Raw genomic sequence first — 16,418 nt, 5'->3', positions numbered from 1 at the left:
TTACTATATTTGACATAGATATTGGTTGTTTAGCGACTTCAAGATACTGAATTTCAGTATCTTGACCAATATCTAATCAATTTATTTTGCTTTAAATAATTACACCCAACGGGTTAATACTTTTATTTTAAAAGTTCATAAAGCGTATTATAGAAGAAATTCCTTTGTACAAAATCAGGAAAAAATCTTTAAAAATACGCAAAGTTGAATGACAGTCTTTAGGATTAAAAAACCAATTAACTTATAGCAATGTACAGGATTATATCGAAACAGTTGATTAATAAAAAGTTAATTGGCAGTATTTTGGGTTATTTTTTCATCGACTAACACCAGATCATTCCCAAAAAAAAAATAGCTTTCGATGGCAAAAAAAAGTTGTCTAGTGTAACAAAAGTTACTGACACCTGCCTCTCATTAAACTACTTTTGCGTTATAAAATTTAAATTACATAATTTTATAACTAGTGAATTTTAAATAAATAATTAAAAAAAGATATGACAATGAAAATAGAAACAATCATTAAAGAAAAACAAGGCACCATCGTAGATGTGCGCTCCCATGAAGAATTTATGGGCGGTCATGTAGTAGATTCCATTAATATACCACTGAATGAAATTCCGAAACGACTAGAGGAACTACAAAATCTTAAGGCACCACTGGTACTTTGTTGCGCATCCGGAAACCGCAGCGGGCAGGCACAGCTTTTTCTGACGGAACATGGAATCGAATGTTACAATGGCGGTTCCTGGTTAGATGTAAATTATATTCAATCAATAAACAGTTAACAAAATGATCAACACATTAAAAAAATTATTTGGTTTTGGACCAAAAATTGACTTCACCGCTTTAGTAAAACAAGGAGCTATTATTCTGGACGTACGAAGCAAGGGAGAGTACGCGGGCGGACACATCAGCAGTTCCATAAATATTCCGGCAGACACCTTAAGTAGCAACTTGGCTAAACTAAAAGATAAAAATCAGACTATTATTACGTGTTGTGCCTCGGGAATGAGAAGTGCCTCGGCTAAAAATATTTTGAAATCAAATGGCTACTCGCAAGTGTATAATGGTGGCGGCTGGAGCAGTTTGAGAAACAAAATTGGAAGTTAACAAACCAGTTATTTTTTAAAAAATCATACTATTCGTATTTACAATTAGTTAATTAACAATTGATTAAAACATAGTTTGTTTAATTTTATAGTATTAGAAAAGTAAGTGATGAGTTTGTAAGATAAAGTATCGAATTTAGTATTACTTACAAAATTAATCTTTAAAAAAACAATCATGAGACCCGAAATTAGTAAAAACGAACCTTTTAAAGGAGCTGTACAAGCAAAATCAAATGCATCACATGGATTGAGAGATTTATTTGAAGTTGGATTAAAAGACATTTATTGGGCAGAAAAAGTATTGACTAAAACATTGCCAAAAATGGTGAAAAATGCATCATCCCCAGAATTAGTTAACTCCCTAAAAAATCAATTAACTGAGACGCACGAACACGTATCACGTCTGGAAAAAATATTTGAAGTAACCGGTATTGCGCCAACAGCAAAAAAATGTGATGCCATGCAAGGTATATTGAAAGAGACTAATAATCTAATTAAAGAGACTGATATTGGTATGGTACGTGATGCAGGGATTATTGCAGCGGATCAAAAGGTAAAGCACTATGAAATTGCAACCTATGGAACTTTACATGCTTTTGCTAAAACTATAGGTGAAAATAAAGCGGCAGAATTGCTGGCTATGAACCTTAATGAAGAGAAAAAAACGGATGCTGTATTAACTGGAATCGCTATGTCTGCGATCAACAGACAAGCTTTTAAAGCGGATTCAATTACAAATACTTAAAACAAAATTTAACTGGAGAGACGTATTTATTACAGCTTCTCTATTTGCTAAAAAGCCTGCTTGCGCAGGCTTTATTATAGTACTTTATATATAAAAATTAATACAACTATTGCTGTTTATCACTCGTTCCTCTTCCTACTTTTTTTAAATTTACGCTTACCCATATAAAAAACTGGAACAATAAGAGCAGACTAAATATAAATTTTCATAGTTTTTAATGGTTGGTTCCTAATTACCTTGCCATTTCCGGATAATCAATATACCCCTTTTCGGTAGAAGTGTAAAACGTGCTTTGATCTGGTGCGTTCAATGGTGCATCCGATTTAAAACGAGCCACTAAATCCGGATTGGCCAAAAATGGAACTCCGTAAGCAACAAGATCTGCGTAACCGTCTTCAATAATCTTTGTTCCCGTTTCTTTTGTAAAACTTTTATTAATGATTAATGTGCCTTTATAGAATGGTCTAAAATGTCTGGCAACCTCAGTTACTGCAAAAGGCACCTCATCTACCGGTGTAAAAGGTTCTGTTAGGTGTACGTAAGCCAAACCATAATCATTCAATCGGTTTACAATATATTCATGAGTAGGAATCGTCTGCTCATCCAGCATCATTCCTTGTGTATTATGCATTGTTGGATTCAACCGAACCCCTACTTTAGAGTAGTCAATAACTCCTTCTAAAGCATCTAAAATATCGAACAAAATTCGGGACTTATTTTCTATTGAACCGCCATATTCATCTGTACGGTGATTGGAACAGCCATTAAAAAACTGTTGCAATAAATAGCCATTGGCAGCATGTAATTCAATCCCATCAAAACCAGCTGTAACGGCATTTTTAGCTCCATTTTTAAAATCTAAAACCGTTTGTTTAATATCTTCAATCGTCATTTCTTTTGGTGTCACCGTATCTACAAAACCGTCGTTTGTGTAGGCTTTAGCATGAGGATTCAGTGCTGAAGGCGCATGTGGCAAATCACCATTATGCAAATCAGGATGCGACAGTCGTCCTGTATGCCACACTTGTGCAAATATTGTTCCTCCTTTTTCGTGTACTGCTTTCGTAACGAGTTTCCAACCCTCCGTTTGTGCTTCATTATAAATTCCGGGTACATTTATAAAACCAACTGCTTTTGTACTCACAAAAGTACCTTCGGTAATTATCAAACCAGCTGTAGCTCTTTGTGCATAATATTGTGCTGTAAGTGCTGTGGCAACATTTCCTTCATTATTAGAACGACTTCGCGTCATTGGTGCCATAACCATGCGGTTATTCAAAGTCAGATTTCCCAGTTTATACGATTGTAATAAAATTGATTCGCTCATTTAGTTATAGTTTTAAATTAATTGTGTTTTAAATTAAAATATTGGTTTTAAAACCAATACCTGCAAAAAGAGTCAAAATAGTTTTCAAGGCATCGGCATCATTTCCTTTTAAAAAAAGGGACTCCTTCAAATCATCTGTTGATTCAATACTCTGAATGACTTTAGAAAAAGGAAACAAGAGTTGAAACTTGTCAGCAGGGTTCTCGAAAATAACGGGATTCATTTCGTTTACCAAAACAAGTACAACTTTACCTGTAGCCACTTTTCTGACTTTTTCAGCGAGATTCGTATCTGTTGCAGCATAATTTGAAAGTATAATAACATCTGCCTCCCAACTTGCATTGGTTGGACAAATCATCATTTCCACATTTGCCTCTGGATTCTCTAAAAGTATTTGGGTTTGAACTTCCAACAGTGTAGCAGCATTTAGATCAAATAGCAAAACTTGATTAGTTTTGGCAATTTGCTTAGCTAAAAATAGGCTCTTGGTTTCTGAAACTCCAATAATTGCAAAGGTTCTTATACTTGGCATTGACTTTTATTTATAGTGCAAATTTAAGTTGGTAGTACAAAAGTTGCTGTTGATGTAAAACAAGAAATTCTATTGATCTAAATCAAGTAAAATTATTTTCGAAGACTAATCTGTTTGCGAATGCGACTCAATGTTTCGGGTGTAAGTCCCAGATAAGAAGCTATCATGTGTTGAGGAACACGTTTCACAATTCCGGGGTATGTGTTTCCTAAATTGATGTATTTTTCTTCGGCAGTTTCCGTTAAAGCCGAATTTATACGGGCTTGATTAGCAATATAGGCATTTTGTAACAATAACCGTTGGTACCTTTCAAACATTGGAATTTTATCCATTAAAGCTTCTCTAGCCGATGTTGTTAGCAACAGTAATTCAGAATCTTCAAGTGCTTCAATCGTATAAATAGATGTGCTATTAGTAAGATAACTAGATAAATCAGTAATCCACCAACCTTCAATAGCAAATTGCACAATGTGTTCATTTCCCTTTTCGTCCATTGTAAAAGACCGTAATAATCCTTTTTCAATAAATGTATTATAGATACAAATATCTCCTTCTTGAAGCAACACTTGTTTTTTACGCAACTTTTTAGGGATGAAAAAAGTTTTACACAACTCCAATTCCTCCTGAGTCAGTATCACTTTATCTTGAATGCTTTTAAATAATTGTTCAAACATGTTTGTAAGGTAGTAAATACTAGAGCATTCCTGAAAAATTTATTATTGCTTTATAAAATTACAATACTTGATAACTATTGATAAATCTAAAAATTCAAATATCGATAAATCAAAATATCTGGTTATCTTTGCGCAGTCTAATTTTAACTCACAAATGAAACCGAACACACAACAATTAAACGATTTAACAATCCAAGTAAGAAGAGATATTCTTCGAATGGTACATGCTGTCAATTCAGGTCATCCTGGAGGATCTCTGGGGTGTACGGAATTTCTAGTAACCTTGTACCAAAATCTAATGGAACGCAAAGAAGGTTTTGATATGGATGGCGTAGGAGAAGACCTTTTCTTCCTTTCCAATGGTCATATTTCACCTGTATTTTATAGCGTTTTAGCGAGAAGCGGTTATTTTCCGGTTTCGGAATTAGCAACTTTCCGTTTGATTAATTCAAGATTACAAGGACACCCAACTACTCATGACAGTTTACCTGGAGTAAGAATTGCGTCTGGTTCGCTTGGACAAGGATTATCAGTAGGAATTGGAGCTGCTCAAGCTAAAAAATTAAATGGTGACAACCATATTATTTACACGCTTCATGGTGATGGTGAATTACAAGAAGGTCAAAACTGGGAAGCAATCATGTATGCTTCTGCAAAAAAAGTAGACAATCTTATTGCGACAATCGATTTAAACGGAAAACAAATTGACGGTACTACTGATGAAGTTTTAGCAATGGGAAGCATTCGTGCGAAATTTGAAGCATTTGATTGGGATGTTTTGGAAATTGAAAAAGGAAACGACCTGGAAGCTATTATTGCAGGTATGACAGATGCCAAATCAAGAACTGGAAAAGGAAAACCGGTTTGTGTATTGTTGCATACTGAAATGGGTAACGGAGTAGATTTTATGATGAATACTCATGCTTGGCACGGTAAAGCACCAAATGATGCGCAACTTGACAATGCTTTAGGTCAAAATTATAATACTGGAGGCAATTCAGACTACTAAAAATAATTATGAATTTTGAATTATAAATTAGTAGTGGTGAAACACCTAATTTTTAAATTCTTAAATCATTTCAATCTTTAAATTGAAAAATGAAAAAATATACAAATACAGGAAGTAAAGATACTCGTTCGGGTTTTGGAGCGGGAATGACTGAATTAGGTCAAAAAAATGAAAATGTTGTGGCACTTTGTGCGGATTTAATTGGTTCATTGAAATTTGACGATTTCAAGAAAAATCATCCAGAGCGTTTTTTCCAAATTGGTATTGCTGAAGCAAACATGATTGGAATTGCAGCGGGTTTAACTATTGGAGGAAAAATTCCTTTCACAGGAACTTTCGCTAACTTTTCTACGGGAAGAGTTTACGATCAAATCCGTCAATCCGTTGCTTACTCTGAGAAAAACGTGAAAATTTGTGCTTCACATGCCGGATTAACTCTTGGTGAAGACGGTGCAACACACCAAATCCTTGAAGACATAGGATTAATGAAAATGCTACCTGGAATGACCGTAATCAACACTTGTGATTACAATCAAACCAAAGCGGCTACATTAGCATTAGCGGATCATCATGGTCCTGCTTACTTGCGTTTTGGTCGTCCGGTTGTTCCTAATTTTATGCCAGCTGATGAGCCTTTCGTAATTGGAAAAGCGATACTTTTAAGCGAAGGTACTGATGTAACTATTGTTGCTACAGGACATTTGGTTTGGGAAGCTTTAATCGCTGCAGAAGCTTTAGAAGCAAAAGGTATTTCGGCTGAAGTAATCAACATTCATACGATCAAACCTCTTGACGAGGTAGCGATTTTGAAATCATTGGCTAAAACAAAATGCATTGTTACTGCTGAAGAGCATAACATTCTTGGTGGTCTTGGCGAAAGCGTTTCTAGAGTATTAGCATTGCATCACCCAGCTCCACAAGAGTTTGTGGCAGTAAATGACAGCTTTGGAGAATCTGGTACACCTGAACAATTAATGGAGAAATACAAACTAAACAATCAAGCGATTGTTGACGCTGTAGAAAGAGTTATTAAAAGAAAATAATCTTTCTCTTTATAAATATGAATCCCATTCGTTGCGACGAATGGGATTTTTTTATATATTTTTTTTTAGTTTGAAGCTTCGTTTCTCTCAAAGACGAGTGTACAGTTTTTGTGATATAATAATTTAATATCCTTCAAATTCAATTTCATACTACAAAAAAAAATCCAGTTCAATAGAACTGGATTCCTTATTTACAACTTATTTTTATTAATGACAGTTTTTATCTAAATGCTTTTTGATTCTTGCAGCAGCTGTTGTATTTCCATCACAACTTGGTACACTAGCAAATGGATAAGACAATCCAGTCGTAGGATTTTTGATTTCAATTTTTGTACCGTAGCCATCACCATCATCATCTACATCTAAGAAATTAGGAATACCATCACCATCTGAATCATCAGGATTGACAACACCAGTTGCTAGAACTCTCATATAACCGTCTCCATTGATGTCTTCTTGATAAGACGGAATCCCATCGCTATCTTGATCCAATCGTTGGATTTCATATAATTTAAAACCAAATACAAGCGGAGCATAAGATGGAATTGTTCCCTTACCACTGGAATAATAGGCTAATCCTGAAGGAATAAACATTACCCCTGCTCCAAAATCATTATAAGTCACAGTTCCATCACCATTTGATGCATAAGTACCTGTTTTGAATTGTGGGAAAATTTCATTCCATCCTGTTATAACACTGGCTAAACTTATCATCTGTTGTGGATTCTTAACTTCCTCAAATGGAGTTGCTGTTAATGTAGTAACGCCTGATGCCGTTATGCGTTCCAGATACTCCCCCTTATATGATGTCAATACACCATCTACATTACAGGGCGCAACTCCGGTTCCAGTTCTTAATACCAAATAATACATCTTATAAGTAATATCGTGTAGACTTACGTTTCTGCTCTTTAGCTCGTAGGTAGTTTGATCCCAGATCGATTTTTGAGTTCCACCTGCAGGAATCTTTACAATTGAAATATCCTGATCATCTATAAATCCAGGATGACTAACAACTGTTATATAATTTGTTTTTAAATATTCTTCTATGTCAGTATTATCGCTAGCATATTGTACTGCATAATCTCTAAGAGGCTCAATTGTAGGAGTATCATTCTTTGAACACGAAAATAAAGAGATTGTTGTAATTGATAAAATAAAATAATACTTAAATTTGTTCATTATAGCTAATTTTTTAAGTGCGCAAGATACAATATTGATTGATTTTTGTAAACTATTTAACTCCGATTTTAGAAAATTTATGAGAATAGATAAATATTTATGGTGTGTACGATATTATAAGACCAGAAATATGGTTACTGAAGCTTGCAAAAAGAATCACATAACCGTAAATGGGCTGGTTGCCAAGCCTTCAAAGGAAGTTTTTCCTACAGATAAAATCACCTTCAGAAAAGACCAAATTACACAAATAATTACCGTACTAGACGTTCCAGAAAATCGTGTCGGGGCTAAACTCGTTGATATCTATCGAAGAAATGACACTCCTGCCGAAGTTTATCAGCATTTAGAACTTTTAAAACTCTCTAAGGAACATTACCGAAAAAATGGTACTGGAAGACCTACCAAAAAAGATCGAAGAGACATCGACGAATTTGGGAATGAAATCGTGAATGACGAAGATGCAGATTAGCAAATACATTTTTAAAACTTTAAACTAAAACAATGAACAAAAATATCATCTTAACGAATCAGGAAATTGAGCATAAAATAAAAAGAATTGCTTACCAAATCTACGAAACATTTGTAGATGAAGAAGAAATTGTCATTGCAGGAATTGCGACCAACGGTTTTATTTTTGCCAAAAAAATTGCCCAGGCCCTAGAAACCATTTCTTCGCTTAAAGTCTCGCTTTGCGAAGTTCAAATCAACAAACAAAATCCGAAATTACTCATTCAAACCTCTTTGTCAAAAGAAAACTATTCTAATAAAGGGTTGGTTCTTGTTGATGATGTGTTAAACTCCGGCACCACATTAATCTACGCAGTGAGACATTTTATAGACGTTCCCTTGAAAAAATTCAAAACCGCAGTCCTAGTAGACAGAAACCACAAGAAGTATCCGGTAAAAGCGGATTTTAAAGGAATATCGCTTTCTACATCCTTACTGGAGCATGTCCAAGTCGTTTTTGATGAAGATGGCACTAGCTATGCGTATTTAAGCTAAAATACTAACAATGTCAAGAACGACCTGATCGATCGTTTTATTATCTACATTCACTTTATACTGCGCCTGATTGTAATAAAAACTTCTTTCAAAAAGGTGCATTGCAATAAACTCCTTCATTTCCTCATCATTTTTATTGGCGATAAGGGGTCTTTTGCTTTTATTGGCAGACAGTCTGCTAAATAAAGTGTCTATCGAAGCTCTCAAATATACAGACAATACATTTTCTCCTTTTAATAACTCATGATTGTTGGCATAACAAGGCGTTCCTCCTCCAAGACCAATAATCATGCTCTCCGAAGAATTTAATAATTCAAGAAAAGCTTCGTGCTCTACTTTTCGAAAATAAATTTCGCCATGCTTTTCAAAAATGCTATTTATGGACAAATTTGTTTTTTCTTCGATATATTTATCCAAATCTACGAACGGTATTCTTATGATTCTTGATAGTGTTTTGGCAATAGTGGACTTCCCGCAACCCATATAGCCTAATAATATAATTTTTCTCATGGAATAAAACCTTATAAATTAAGGCGTTAAGATTTATTGTTAAAAAAAGACAAATTTATAATAAAATTGCTTGCAAAACTCCAAAATAAGTCCTTATATTTGCACCCGCATTCAAGGAAAGAATATGACTCGATAGCTCAGTTGGTAGAGCACATCACTTTTAATGATGGGGTCCTGGGTTCGAGCCCCAGTCGGGTCACAAATCTGTGATCAACACATAATTTCCTTGAAGCATTGACTCGATAGCTCAGTTGGTAGAGCACATCACTTTTAATGATGGGGTCCTGGGTTCGAGCCCCAGTCGGGTCACAAAAAGGTTGAGTAATTTATTACTTGACCTTTTCTTTTTTTAGGCCACGTGGAGAAACGGTAGACTTGCCAGCTTGAGGGGCTGGTGCTCGCAAGGGCGTGTGGGTTCAAATCCCACCGTGGTCACAATACAAAAATCCCATTTCTGTAGCGAAATGGGATTTTTTTTGTCTTTTTAAGTGTATTCAACAAACTTTTGCTGGATCAGGTGTAAAAGCTCACTTGTACTTCTGCAATAGCAAACTTATTTTATCAGTACTCTTTTATATTTAGGTATATTTTTTAAGACAGTACCAGTACCTCTAACTACCGCTCTTAAAGGATCTTCCGCAATAAAGACTGGTAAATCCGTCTTCAGCGAAATCCTTTTATCAAGACCGCGAAGCAATGCACCTCCTCCCGCTAGATACAAACCCGTATTATAAATGTCCGCAGCCAGTTCCGGTGGTGTCAATGCAAGCGTTACCATAATCGCGTCTTCAATTCTCTGTATTGATTTATCCAAAGCTCTTGCAATTTCTCTAAAGGCAATCTTGACTTCCTTAGGTTTCCCAGTAAGCAGATCCCGTCCACGAACCATTATGTCATCAGGAGCATCCTCAAGTTCTTCCATTGCGGCACCAACATCAATTTTTATTCTCTCAGCAGAAGCGTCTCCAACATACAAATTATGCTGCGTTCTCATATAAAACAATATATCATTAGTAAAAACATCGCCAGCAATTTTTATAGATTTGTCACAAACTATTCCTCCGAGAGCAATAACCGCAATTTCCGTCGTCCCTCCTCCAATATCAACGATGAGATTGCCCTTGGGCTCCATAACATCTAAACCAATTCCAATAGCAGCTGCCATTGGCTCATGAATTAAATACACTTCTTTCCCGTTTACCCGTTCGCAAGACTCCTTTACAGCTCTCATTTCTACCTCGGTGATACCACTAGGAATACATACAACCATTCGTAGCGCGGGAGTAAAGAAACTTTTCTTTATTTCAGGTATATTTTTTATAAACCAGCTGATCATTTTCTCTGAGGCATCAAAATCAGCAATAACTCCGTCTTTAAGTGGCCGGATTGTTTTAATATTCTCATGTGTCTTACCCTGCATTAAGCTGGCCTCTTTACCTACAGCAATAATTTTCCCATTTCTAATGTCCCTGGCCACCATAGAAGGACTATCTACTACTATTTTTCCGTCATAAATTATTAAAGTATTTGCAGTCCCTAAATCCATAGCTATCTCCACTATCATAAAATCAAATAAGCCCATAATATAGTTTTGTTCTTAAAAACGTTTTTATTGCTGTTTTATTCTCTACCAAGATGAGATTGCATGAATAAGATGGATGAAACCACGGTTAAAAGCCAGGACTTGTGTACTATTCAAGTTCCCGTTCAGCACGTAAAAAGCAATTGTAAGGACTGTTTGACAGATGAGGCACATCGCGAAGCTTTTCAATTTACTCTTCTTTGCCACATATAACTTATTCGTGCAGAGATGAATATAATTTACGATCTAAAATTGGTAATTCAATAGTCTGTTCCAATCCGTTTTATCAAATCAGAAAAAATGATTCGAAAATTGTCCCGTCAAAGCCTATCATAAAAAAAATGCTTCAAAAATAATCAAGTTTACTTGAAATTATTTTTGAAGCATTTTTTTTTCAATACCGACTATTCTGGAAGGAGCTTTACTTTGCCGGAAGAACAACACGCTATAATTATATTATCAGGTGATGCATCTCAATAAGTCCAATCTAGCCTTCCTAAAAATAGCAATAAAATTAAAACCCCAATTGATAAACCTGCAGCTGTAATAAAAAAAGTCCCTATGTATAAAAACAGTCTGTTTTTATGTGCTCTTCTTATTAGCTCCATATCTGCTGTTCTAAATTTAATTTCAGTCATTTTTTTTCGAGATTAAAGTTACAAATATTCTAATAATAGAAATTTATTTTTATACAAAGTAACAAGGATTGTATTGTTTTCACAATACCAACTTCTAGTGATATTTGCTTTATTTGTTATATTATTTTGCAAAAATACCTATCTGTGAGCGAAAAAAATTGAGGTTTTCCTCATTCGAGCAACTTTTTTTATTTTAAAACTATTGAAATAAATTCCTACATTTGAAAAGCAACAAAAATTAATTCAAACCCCCTTTTTCGATAATATTATGGATAGTAAAAAACTGAAACAAATCACTAATCAACTTAAAAAATCATTTGACAATTGGGATTTCAATAAAGCAATAAATTTAAGCAAGGATGAAACACAAACTCGAGACAACTTAATTCATCCTTTTTTTAATATTCTTAATTACTCTAAAATGGATGACTATTCACATGAATACGTTGCCGATATGGGCGAAAAAAAAGGTCGAAGAGTTGATGTTGCCATAACATTAGGAAAGAAAGACCCAATAATGCTGATAGAATGTAAAAGCGTTAATGCTAAGCTTAATGATAATCACTTTAGACAACTAAATGAATATTGCTTATACACACCAACCGCTAAAGTTGGAATACTATCAAATGGAGTCGTTTATAATTTTTACACTATCAATTCAAGAGAAAAAAAAGGATTGAATATAAAACCATTTTTTAGTTTCGATATAACTAACTACAGCATGGCCGAATTAGAAATTTTAGCCTTATTCAACAGACAAACTATTGAAATTAATGATATAATTCAAGAGGCTGAAGATGTTTATTTTTTAGACAATTTTGACAATTCTTTATTTAAAACTTTAATTGAGACTGATGACTTAGTAAAACTCATCTTTAAGAACATGGGAGGACAAAGATCCAGTGAAAAAACATCAGCACAAATAAAAAATTTAATTAATTCAATTTCAATAAAAACAGCACTTGATAAAATAATACAAAAAGAAATATCTGAATCAAATAGTGGAATAATGACTACTGCAGAAGAGGTAAAAGCTTACAATGTTGTTAAAACGATTTTAGCTATGTCCCCTAAAATTAAAAATACCGAATTAGAGAGAATTAGTTATCGCGATTTAAAGAATATGTTTCTAATCATTGTAGATGGAAAACAAACTAAAAAAAATATGCACAATTATATTTAAAGAAAAATCAAAAGTTATTGAAATTGACGGAAGTCGATATGAATTAGAAGATGTAAGTATCTCTTCAATAACCAAACTTAAAAAAGAATTAACGGAATCAGCTTTAAAAAATTTATAGAATAATTCCCTATAAAAAGGAGATCAAAAAAAAACGCCTTGGTAAACTACCAAGGCGCTTATAATTAAGAGTAACTGCTTCTATTTTTTAAACATTTCCTGCAAAGGTTTTAACTGCTCTAAATCGACTTTAGATTCTTTCAAAACTGAAAGCATCGTCATGATATTATTGGGATTCATATCTTTCCCCAGAATTCGGACTACTGCAAAACCAGTTTCTTTTTTATTGGCGAAAAGCACAAACTCTTCGATGTGTTCATCTGAGCCTACATAACTTACAGAAGCCCCTTCTTTACCCGAACCAAACTTCATCAGCTGCTGGTACTTTTTATCCTTTAGAATCAAATTAACCTTAGCTCGTTCCGTTTCAAATTGTACTTTATTTGTTGCATTAAGCTTGAAAGCTAAAACATTCATCTTCTCAAAGGATTGTAAAGCTTCATTTTGTTTTACAGACAATTTAGCTTTATCCACATTCAATATACTTGGCGAGACATCTAAAGCAATAAAATTCTTGTTTTCTGTATTCTCAACAAAGTATTTCTGCAATGTAGGCTCTGAGTTACAACTGATCAAAAACAAACTAAAGAGCAGTGCAATACTATAAACGGCTTTCATTTTACTTTTTACCTTTTGTTGCTTTCTTCAAATCGTCTCCACCAGGAATTCTCATTTTATCAGTAAGAATAGAAATCTCACTCAAATCGAAATCACCCGTTAATGACATTAAAACTGTGTCATCGTTTCTAGCGCCTTCAATAAACATAAGCAACTCTCTTATCTGAGAATCTTTCGCTCCTGATTTTACCAGAATTTTGATGTTTTTTCCGCTGTCATTCACACGCATCAACTCTTCCAGACCTGCTGATTTAATGTACTTTTCAGCCGAAGCTTTCATTTCATTTTCTACTCTGGTACTTTTAGTGGTAAAAACTTTCAAATTGTCTAACTTTTTTATCAGGTTCAAGTATTGTTGTGTTTCCTTATCAGAAGCATCTACTTTTACTTTGCTCATTAAGTCAAACATTTTTTTGTTGACTATAATTGACGTAACATCATCCTGACCATCGAATTTATCGAAGGCCGCTTGAGCGAAAAATGGACTTGAAACTAATACTACTACTAATGTTAATATAAACTTTTTCATTTTTTGATTGATTATTTTATTGTTTAAAAATTAATTCTTTTGATTCTTGGTATTCTTCAATGTACTTAACACTTTCTATGCCAACATTTACATGATTTGACAATAATGCTAATGCTTTTTGAGTTTGTCTAAAGGCAACTTCAGGATCATCATACGTTCCTAAATCTTGTTTTCCCTTTTCATCCCCGTAATTGTAATACACATACGTTCCTATTCCCATCAAAACGACAACTGAAGCAGCAATAGACAACCATGCTACATTTCGTTTTTTAAATTCGTTCTGAAAGTTCTGCTTAGGATGAAGTGCGATTTCTGGCGCAAACTTTTGGTCTGCCGCAAGAGACAAATAACTAAACAAAGGCTTGTACTGTTCTAAATGCTGCGCAACATGTAGTGAAGAAAAATAAGTACGTAATTCATTTTCTTCATCAATACTGGTTTCCCCTTGAAAGTATTTTTCTATTAGTAATTCTATTTTATCTAATTCCATAATTATGCGTTTTTGTCATGCTTTCTCTTATCGTTTTTCTTGCTCTCGAAAGCGCTACACGAATAGCCGTTTCATTCATTTCAGTTATTTTAGCGATTTCAGCAAATTCATATTGTTCAATATCCCGCATCTGAATTAGCAGTCGCTGTTGTTCGGGTAACTGATTAATTATCCTCTCGACCCAATTTAAACTATCACTGTCTTCTACTTTTTTATCTACACTTGGTTCTCTATCGGTAAAATTAGTATGAACAATTTTCAGATTTCCTGCTCTTTTTGATTTTAACTGATCCAAACAATAATTTTTTGTCAGAGTCATCGCAAAAGCTTCCACACTATTAAACCCATTCAAACTCCCCTTTTTACTCCAAAGCTTTACCAAAACTTCCTGAGTAGCATCTTCGGCTTCCTCCGTGCTTGTCAGTAATCGCTTTGCCAGCCGAAAGACTTTGTCTTTGAATGGAGTGGTTAGCTGCACAAACTCATTTTGGTTCATAAAGAGTAGTTATTAAATCGGTTATACAATCAAGACGATACATGTTTCTTTTTGTTACAAATAATAGAAAATAAAAACTAAAGTTACTATTTTTACGTTCATAATAGATATTGAACCTACTAACATGAAAAAAACATTCCAATTTACGCTTTTATTAATTGTAGCCCTTTTTAGTTTCCAAGGTTGCCAGGATATGGACGATGTTGCTGCGCCAATGGATCTTGCAATCAAAGATTTTATTTGGAAAGGCCTAAACCAATACTATTTATGGCAAGCTGACGTGCCTAATTTATCAGACGACCGTTTTGCTTCTCAGGCAGAATTAAATACTTTTTTGTCAGGCTATTCTACTCCTGAAAGTTTATTTGATGCACTACGCGTTGATAAAACCATTGATAGATTCAGTTGGATTGTAAGTGATTACTTAGAACTTGAGGGCGCACTTCAAGGGACGACAAAAAATGACGGAGTCGACTACGGTTTAAGATATAAATCAGGAAGTACTACTGAAATATTTGGTTGGGTACGCTATGTTATCCCTGGTTCTGATGCATCAACAAAGGACATCAAACGTGGAGCCATTTTTAACGGAGTAAATGGAACTCAATTAACCGTAAGTAACTATCAAACTTTGCTCGCAGCAGAAAACTATACGCTAAATCTAGCTGATTATAATAATGGAGCCATTACCCCAAACGGAAAAACGGTTGCTTTAACGAAAACAATACTGTCAGAAAATCCAATTCTATTAAATACCGTGATCACATCGGGCACTCACAAAATAGGGTATTTAATCTACAACGGTTTTTATGCCGATTATGACAACAAATTGAATGAAGCTTTTGGCACGCTAAAAACGCAAGGCATAACTGATTTAGTACTTGATTTACGTTATAATTCGGGAGGTTCTGTTCTTACGGCTACGCGTTTAGCCAGTATGATTACGGGGCAATATACCGGGCAGATATTTGCTAAGCAACAATGGAATAACAAAATCAACAGTTATTTTGAAACAAATAATCCGGATGCCTTAAAAAATAACTTTACAGATAAAATTGGCACTACGCCAATCAACAGCTTGAATTTGACTAAAATTTACATTTTAACCACCAAAAGTACTGCTTCAGCAAGTGAATTGGTGATTAATGGATTGAAACCTTATATGGACGTTGTTCAAATTGGCGATGTAACTACAGGAAAAAATGTAGGTTCCGTTACATTATATGACTCGCCTACTTTTGGCAAAGCCAACAGAAACCCGAACCATCGCTATGCGATGCAGCCAATTGTTCTAAAAATTGTAAATGCAGCTGGTTTTGGAGATTATTTTAGCGGGTTAGTACCTACTTACGAGTTGAAAGAAAACCTGGGTAATTTAGATATTCTGGGTAATGCAACAGAGCCTTTACTAAGCACCGCAATTGGTAAAATTACCGGGACAGCAAAAATGTTAAAACTGAGTCCTGAAAAAGATTTTAAATATTTTAATGATACAAAATCAATAAATGGGTTGCAGAATCAAATGTATATTGACAAAGCTCCGGAAGGGCTTTTGAAAGCATTAAAATAACTTTAAGAGCATTATACTAAAACACCATTTTATAAATTAATACTTAATAATCAATATTTTAC

General features: G+C 34.3%; 19 protein-coding genes and 3 tRNA genes. 12 read left to right on the top strand and 10 right to left on the bottom strand.

Annotation, left to right across the window (positions count from 1 at the left end; genetic code table 11):
- Positions 1-494 precede the first annotated feature (494 nt).
- The 3 genes from ACFX5F_RS11590 to ACFX5F_RS11580 all read left to right on the top strand — a co-directional run bounded on the left by ACFX5F_RS11590 (position 495) and on the right by ACFX5F_RS11580 (position 1,854).
- Positions 495-785, top strand: coding sequence for a rhodanese-like domain-containing protein (locus ACFX5F_RS11590; protein ID WP_379852189.1), 291 nt, complete (start codon positions 495-497; stop codon positions 783-785).
- A 4-nt stretch (positions 786-789) separates the two neighbouring features.
- Entirely contained in the window at positions 790-1,110 is a 321-nt protein-coding gene (locus ACFX5F_RS11585) for a rhodanese-like domain-containing protein (protein ID WP_379852188.1), read from the top strand.
- Between the two features lie 174 nt (positions 1,111-1,284).
- The gene (locus ACFX5F_RS11580; protein WP_379852187.1) at positions 1,285-1,854 is read left to right on the top strand and encodes a YciE/YciF ferroxidase family protein; all 570 of its coding nucleotides are present in this window, start codon (positions 1,285-1,287) and stop codon (positions 1,852-1,854) included.
- Between the two features lie 232 nt (positions 1,855-2,086).
- Here the strand turns inward: ACFX5F_RS11580 and ACFX5F_RS11575 are convergent, their stop codons facing one another.
- The 3 genes from ACFX5F_RS11575 to ACFX5F_RS11565 form a co-directional block, all read right to left on the bottom strand.
- The gene (locus ACFX5F_RS11575) at positions 2,087-3,181 is read right to left on the bottom strand and encodes an alkene reductase (protein WP_379852186.1); all 1,095 of its coding nucleotides are present in this window, start codon (positions 3,179-3,181) and stop codon (positions 2,087-2,089) included.
- 28 nt (positions 3,182-3,209) lie between these two features.
- Positions 3,210-3,713: an NAD(P)-binding domain-containing protein gene (locus ACFX5F_RS11570; protein WP_379852185.1), complete on the bottom strand. Its 504-nt coding sequence runs from the start codon at positions 3,711-3,713 to the stop codon at positions 3,210-3,212.
- Between the two features lie 92 nt (positions 3,714-3,805).
- Positions 3,806-4,387, bottom strand: coding sequence for a Crp/Fnr family transcriptional regulator (locus tag ACFX5F_RS11565; protein ID WP_379852184.1), 582 nt, complete (start codon positions 4,385-4,387; stop codon positions 3,806-3,808).
- Positions 4,388-4,541: 154 nt separating this feature from the next.
- On the opposite strand from ACFX5F_RS11565, the gene ACFX5F_RS11560 reads away from it, so the two are divergent.
- Both ACFX5F_RS11560 and ACFX5F_RS11555 read left to right on the top strand, forming a co-directional pair.
- Positions 4,542-5,396 carry a transketolase gene (locus ACFX5F_RS11560; protein WP_379852183.1) on the top strand — a complete coding sequence of 285 codons (855 nt, stop codon included), beginning with the start codon at positions 4,542-4,544 and terminating at the stop codon, positions 5,394-5,396.
- A gap of 89 nt (positions 5,397-5,485) precedes the next feature.
- Entirely contained in the window at positions 5,486-6,439 is a 954-nt protein-coding gene (locus ACFX5F_RS11555) for a transketolase family protein (RefSeq protein WP_379852182.1), read from the top strand.
- Between the two features lie 207 nt (positions 6,440-6,646).
- On the opposite strand, the gene bamM is transcribed toward ACFX5F_RS11555, so the two are convergent.
- On the bottom strand, positions 6,647-7,621 hold the full coding sequence (bamM, locus tag ACFX5F_RS11550; protein ID WP_379852181.1) for a BamM family beta-barrel-assembly machinery protein: 975 nt from the start codon (positions 7,619-7,621) through the stop codon (positions 6,647-6,649).
- 79 nt (positions 7,622-7,700) lie between these two features.
- Between bamM and ACFX5F_RS11545 the strand changes: the two genes are divergently transcribed.
- Positions 7,701-8,090, top strand: coding sequence for an RNA-binding S4 domain-containing protein (locus ACFX5F_RS11545; protein ID WP_379852180.1), 390 nt, complete (start codon positions 7,701-7,703; stop codon positions 8,088-8,090).
- Positions 8,091-8,122: 32 nt separating this feature from the next.
- Positions 8,123-8,623 (top strand): phosphoribosyltransferase domain-containing protein, encoded by a 501-nt coding sequence (locus ACFX5F_RS11540; protein ID WP_379852179.1) that lies wholly within the window; start codon positions 8,123-8,125, stop codon positions 8,621-8,623.
- On the opposite strand, the gene ACFX5F_RS11535 is transcribed toward ACFX5F_RS11540, so the two are convergent.
- Positions 8,615-9,133 carry a shikimate kinase gene (locus ACFX5F_RS11535; protein WP_379852178.1) on the bottom strand — a complete coding sequence of 173 codons (519 nt, stop codon included), beginning with the start codon at positions 9,131-9,133 and terminating at the stop codon, positions 8,615-8,617. The genes ACFX5F_RS11540 and ACFX5F_RS11535 overlap by 9 nt on opposite strands.
- Before the next feature lie 126 nt (positions 9,134-9,259).
- Between ACFX5F_RS11535 and ACFX5F_RS11530 the strand changes: the two genes are divergently transcribed.
- The 3 genes from ACFX5F_RS11530 (at position 9,260) to ACFX5F_RS11520 (ending at position 9,568) form a co-directional block, all read left to right on the top strand.
- Positions 9,260-9,332 (top strand) — tRNA-Lys (locus tag ACFX5F_RS11530).
- A 37-nt stretch (positions 9,333-9,369) separates the two neighbouring features.
- Positions 9,370-9,442, top strand: a tRNA-Lys gene (locus ACFX5F_RS11525).
- 43 nt (positions 9,443-9,485) lie between these two features.
- Positions 9,486-9,568, top strand: a tRNA-Leu gene (locus ACFX5F_RS11520).
- Positions 9,569-9,686: 118 nt separating this feature from the next.
- On the opposite strand, the gene ACFX5F_RS11515 is transcribed toward ACFX5F_RS11520, so the two are convergent.
- On the bottom strand, positions 9,687-10,715 hold the full coding sequence (locus ACFX5F_RS11515; RefSeq protein ID WP_073210992.1) for a rod shape-determining protein: 1,029 nt from the start codon (positions 10,713-10,715) through the stop codon (positions 9,687-9,689).
- 906 nt (positions 10,716-11,621) lie between these two features.
- On the opposite strand from ACFX5F_RS11515, the gene ACFX5F_RS11510 reads away from it, so the two are divergent.
- On the top strand, positions 11,622-12,536 hold the full coding sequence (locus ACFX5F_RS11510; protein WP_379852177.1) for a type I restriction enzyme HsdR N-terminal domain-containing protein: 915 nt from the start codon (positions 11,622-11,624) through the stop codon (positions 12,534-12,536).
- 198 nt (positions 12,537-12,734) lie between these two features.
- On the opposite strand, the gene ACFX5F_RS11505 is transcribed toward ACFX5F_RS11510, so the two are convergent.
- From ACFX5F_RS11505 to ACFX5F_RS11490, 4 genes are read right to left on the bottom strand one after another with little or no spacing between them, the layout of a single operon-like run.
- Positions 12,735-13,271 (bottom strand): GFO_1091 family lipoprotein, encoded by a 537-nt coding sequence (locus ACFX5F_RS11505; RefSeq protein WP_379852176.1) that lies wholly within the window; start codon positions 13,269-13,271, stop codon positions 12,735-12,737.
- 1 nt (position 13,272) lies between these two features.
- Positions 13,273-13,800, bottom strand: coding sequence for a DUF4252 domain-containing protein (locus ACFX5F_RS11500; RefSeq protein ID WP_379852175.1), 528 nt, complete (start codon positions 13,798-13,800; stop codon positions 13,273-13,275).
- Positions 13,801-13,816: 16 nt separating this feature from the next.
- On the bottom strand, positions 13,817-14,290 hold the full coding sequence (locus ACFX5F_RS11495) for a PG0215 family putative anti-sigma factor (protein ID WP_379852174.1): 474 nt from the start codon (positions 14,288-14,290) through the stop codon (positions 13,817-13,819).
- Positions 14,277-14,786, bottom strand: coding sequence for an RNA polymerase sigma factor (locus tag ACFX5F_RS11490; RefSeq protein ID WP_379852173.1), 510 nt, complete (start codon positions 14,784-14,786; stop codon positions 14,277-14,279). Before ACFX5F_RS11490 ends, ACFX5F_RS11495 begins: the two co-directional genes overlap by 14 nt.
- Positions 14,787-14,910: 124 nt before the next feature.
- On the opposite strand from ACFX5F_RS11490, the gene ACFX5F_RS11485 reads away from it, so the two are divergent.
- On the top strand, positions 14,911-16,356 hold the full coding sequence (locus ACFX5F_RS11485) for a GFO_1087 family putative carboxy terminal peptidase (RefSeq protein ID WP_379852172.1): 1,446 nt from the start codon (positions 14,911-14,913) through the stop codon (positions 16,354-16,356).
- Positions 16,357-16,418 lie beyond the last annotated feature (62 nt).

This window comes from Flavobacterium zhoui (genome assembly GCF_042787235.1).
GTDB lineage: Bacteria > Bacteroidota > Bacteroidia > Flavobacteriales > Flavobacteriaceae > Flavobacterium > Flavobacterium zhoui.
This window is presented reverse-complemented; position numbering and strand designations above follow the sequence as displayed.